The sequence below is a fragment of the Nocardia tenerifensis NBRC 101015 genome, assembly GCF_000308715.1.
Classification (GTDB): domain Bacteria; phylum Actinomycetota; class Actinomycetes; order Mycobacteriales; family Mycobacteriaceae; genus Nocardia; species Nocardia tenerifensis.
Genome location: NZ_BAGH01000505.1, coordinates 1 through 4,440, shown reverse-complemented (window position 1 = coordinate 4,440; position 4,440 = coordinate 1). Strand labels below are relative to the sequence as shown.

Sequence of the window (4,440 nt, the reverse complement as noted above, 5' to 3'; positions counted from 1 at the left end):
CCGCCCTGACCCGAGAACACCATCGCCAACCCGTCGCCGGACCCGCTGCCGCGCACCACGCCGGGATGGCTCTCGCCCGCCGCCAGCGCGCGCAGCGCCGTGCGACACCCCTCGGTGTCCGCGGCCAGTACGACAGCGCGTTCCTCGAAGACGGCCCGGGTCGTGGCCAGCGAGTTACCGAGATCGAGAACCGAGAAATCGTCGCTCAGGTCCGCGAGGCGGCCGGCCTGGACACGCAACGCGGCCTCGTTCCGCGCCGACAGCACCAGAGGGACCACCCGAGGGACGAGCACACGATCCGCGGCAGGCTCCAACTCCGGCGCCTGTTCGAGGATTACGTGCGCGTTCGTCCCGCTGAAGCCGAACGAGGAGACTCCGGCGCGGCGCGGCCCCTCCCGCTCCGGCCAGGCGGCGGGCTCGGTCAGCAGAGCGATCGCGCCGGCGTCCCAGTCGACTTCGGTGCTGGGCTTGTCGATATGCAGGGTCCTGGGCAGGACGCCGTGCCGCATCGCCTCGATCATCTTGATGATTCCGGCGACGCCCGCGGCGGCTTGGGTGTGGCCGATATTGGATTTGATCGACCCCAGCCGAAGCGGTTGGTCGCGGTCTTGCCCATAGGTGGCCAGCAGCGCCTGGGCTTCGATGGGATCCCCGAGCCGGGTCCCGGTGCCGTGCGCCTCGACGGCGTCGATCTGCTCCGCGCGCAGACCCGCGTCGATGAGGGCGTCGCGGATAACCCGTTGCTGTGCGGGGCCGTTCGGCGCGGTGAGGCCGTTGGATCGGCCGTCCTGGTTCACAGCGGTACCACGCACCACCGCCAGGATCGGATGTCCGTTGCGGCGCGCGTCGGACAGTCGCTCCACCACGAGCATGCCCGCGCCCTCGGCCCACCCCGTGCCGTCGGCGGCATCGGCGAACGCCTTGCAGCGTCCGTCCGACGCCAGACCCTGCTGTCTGCTGAAGTCGAGAAACGGTGCGGGACTTGCCATCACGGTGACGCCGCCGACCAGCGCGAGCGAGCACTCGCCGCGCCGCAGCGCCTGGGCCGCCAGGTGCAGTGCCACCAGCGACGACGAGCACGCGGTGTCGATGGTGATCGCCGGCGCCTCCAGGCCGAGGGTGTAGGCGAGCCTGCCCGAGGCGATACTGCCGGAATTGCCGGTGCCGAGATACCCCTGGACGGTGTCCGGTAGATCGGGCAGTCGGGAGGCGTAATCGTGATACATGACGCCGACGAACACCCCCGTGCGGCTGCCGCGCAGCGCGGCGGGAACCAGGCCCGCGCGTTCCACCGCCTCCCACGAGGTCTCCAGTAGCAGCCGCTGCTGCGGGTCCATGGCGAGAGCCTCACGGGGCGAGACGCCGAAGAACTCGGCGTCGAATTCCGCTGCGTCGTAGAGGAATCCGCCTTGCAGGGTGTCGCTGGCGCCTGCCGCGCCGCGGCGGGCAGTGCGCATCCCGTCGATGTCCCAGCCGCGATCGACGGGAAATCCAGCGATCACGTCCCGGCCGGACTCGACCAGGTCCCACAGCTGTTCCGGTGTCCTCACGCCGCCCGGGTACCGGCAGGCCATGCCGACCACGGCGAGCGGCTCCCGCGCGCCCGCCTCTGCGGCGTGCAGGCGCTGACGGGTGTCGCGCAGTTCTGCGGTGAGCCGCTTGAGGTAGTGGAGCGTCTTTTCGTCGTTCACGTCACGCACTCTCGTCAGGACAGGCCGAGTTCGCCGTCGATGATTCCGAAGACCTCTTCCAGATCGGCGTTCGCCAACGCGGCGCCGCGGTCTTCGTCGTTGCCGTTGTCGGTGTGCTCGAGCGTGCTGAGCAACGACCGGAGCCGCTGGCGCATTCGCGCCGCGTGCTGCGGCGCCAATCCGCTGAGATCGCTTTCCAGCCGGTCGATTTCGGCGAACAGCGCATCCGGCGCCGGGGTGGCGCCCGCGACCAGCGTCGTGTGCAGGTGCGCGTGCAGTGCGGCGGGCGTCGGATGGTCGAAGATCACCGTCGCGGGCAGCGCGAGGCCGGTGGCGGCGTCGAGCGCGCCGCGCAACTCGACGGCCATCATCGAGTCGAAACCGAACTCGGTGAAGGGCTGATCCATCGAGATCGCCTCGTCCGAACCATGTCCGAGCACCGCGGCGATGCGGCTGCGGATCAGCTTGCCGAGTCGCTCGTGTTGTTCATGTGGTGGCAGCGCGCGCAGCGTCTCGGCCGACAGCTGTGGCGTCGCGGCGGTCTGCGCGACGCGCGCGGGCCGCGGCGCGAGATCCCGCAGTACCGGGGACAACGGATTGTCGACGGCGTGGCGGCGCAGCATCGCGCGATTGAGCGGCAGCGGAACGACGACCGGCGCGCCAACGGCCGACGCGGCGTCGAACAGCGCGAGCCCGTCCGCGTCCTCGATCGGCACGAGTCCGCTGCTCGCGAGCCGCCTGCGTTCGGCGTCGTTCAGTGTGCTCGCCATGCCGGTGTGCCAGAGGCCCCAGCCGATGCTGGTGGTGTGCGTCGAGCGGTGGTGGGCCAGTGCGTCGAGGTAGGCGTTGGCTGCGGCGTAGTTGGCTTGGCCGGGTGCGCCGAGGGTGGCTGCGGCGGAGGAGAAGTGCAGGAAGATGGTCAGGGTGTGGTGGCGGGCGAGTTCGTGCAGGTGCCATGCGGCGGTTGCCTTGGCGGCGAACACGTTCCGCAGCCGCTCGGGCGTCTGCTGCGCGATCGTGGCGTCGTCCAGGGTGCCCGCGCAGTGCACCACGGCCAGCGGCCGGTCCCGGGGGAGGTCGGCCAGCGCGTCGGCGATCTGACCCGGATCGGTGAGGTCGCAGGCGATTTGGGTGACGGCGGCGTTGCCGGGCTCCGGCGCGTCGCCGGTGCGGCTGAGCAGCACGAGATCTCGTGCGCCGTGCGCGTGCACCAGGTGATGCGCGACCAACGTGCCGAGTGCACCGGCCGCCCCGGTGATCAGAACGGTGCTCGAACTCCAATCCGGTATGGCCGCGCCGGGGGACGGCGCTGGAATGAGCCTGGGCACGAACAGCTCTCCGCCACGTAGCGCGAACTGCGGTTCGTCACATGACAACGCGAAGGGCAGCGCGTGCCACGACCGTTCGTCGTCATCGATATCCACCAGCACCGGGCGGCCCGCCGATTCCGCCTGGGCACTGCGGACCAGGCCCCAAATCGCGGCCCCGGCCGGTGCGGGTGTGTTGTCGATCGCGACGGCCCCCACGGTGACGATCACCAACGTGCGGTCGTCGGCGTGGGAGCGGATCATGTGCAGCACCTCGGCGGTGGCGTCCAGCGCGTATTCGGGATCGGTGCGGTCGTCGCCGGGTGCCAGCAGCAGCACGTGGGTACCGTGTTCGTCGCCGTGTTCATCGCCGAGCACGGTGTACGTCGTCGCGCTGTCGGGTAGCTGCCTCGGCAGCCAGTCGGGCACGTACAGTGCGGTGCTGGTGTTCGCGGGTTGGTCGGCGGCGAACTTGCGCATCGTGAGGCGATCGACGGCGGCGACCGGCCGACCTGCGGCATCGGCGACCCGCAACGCCACCGCGTCCTCGCCCTTCGGCGACAACTGGGCGCGCAACTCTGTCGCGCCGCTCGCGTAGCGGGTGACACCGGACCACGAGAACGGCAGGCGCGCCTGGCCGTCTTCGCCGAACATCCGGCCCACGCCGACACCGTGCAGCACCGAGTCCAGCAGCGCCGGATGCAGCACGAAATCCGCGGCACGGTGATCGGCGCCCGGGGGCAATGCGACCTCGACGGCCACCTCCTCGCCGACCCGCCACACGCGTCGCAGGCCTTGGAAGAACGGGCCGTAATCCATCCCGGCGGAGGCGAATTCGGCATACACCTCGGTGATGGGTAGTTCGACGGCCCCCGCGGGTGGCCAGCTGTCGAACGTCCAAGCGGGTTCGGCAGCGTCAGCCACGCCGAGGACGCCGCTGGCGTGCGGTTGCCAGGCGTCGGCGGACCCATCGAGTCGGGAGTGCACGGTCACCGCCCGGCGACCGTCGCCGTCCCGCTCGGCCACCGCGATCTGGAGTTCGATCGCGCCGTTGTCCGGCAGGACCAACGGATTCTCCAGGGTGAGTTCCTCGAACCCGGTGAGCTGGGCCGCCTGGGCGGCCCGCAGCACCAGTTCGACGAAGGCGGTGCCGGGGAAGACGACCGCGCCCGCCACCGTGTGATCGCCGAGCCACGGCTGCTCGGACGCGCTGAGCCGGGCGGTGAGCAGCATTGCGTCGCTGTGCGCGAGTTCCACGATCGTGGCGGGCAGGGGATGGCCCGCGGCGCGCTGCGATCGGGCCGTCGTGGTCGGCCAATACCGGGTGTGTTGGAACGGATAGGTGGGCAAAGGTATCCGCGTAGCGCCGGTGTCGGCGAAATATGCGGACCAGTCAGGGTTTACGCCCTGAGCGATGAGTCGGCCCAACGCCGTGGTGATGG

At 70.5% G+C, this 4,440-nt stretch carries 2 protein-coding genes; both read right to left on the bottom strand.

The features are described 5' to 3' along the window. The coding region (locus ON39_RS34630) for a type I polyketide synthase (protein WP_040740525.1) at window positions 1-1,691 on the bottom strand (1,691 nt) is incomplete at its 3' end. A 14-nt stretch (window positions 1,692-1,705) separates the two neighbouring features. Then, the coding region (locus ON39_RS34625) for a type I polyketide synthase (RefSeq protein ID WP_040740524.1) at window positions 1,706-4,440 on the bottom strand (2,735 nt) is incomplete at its 5' end.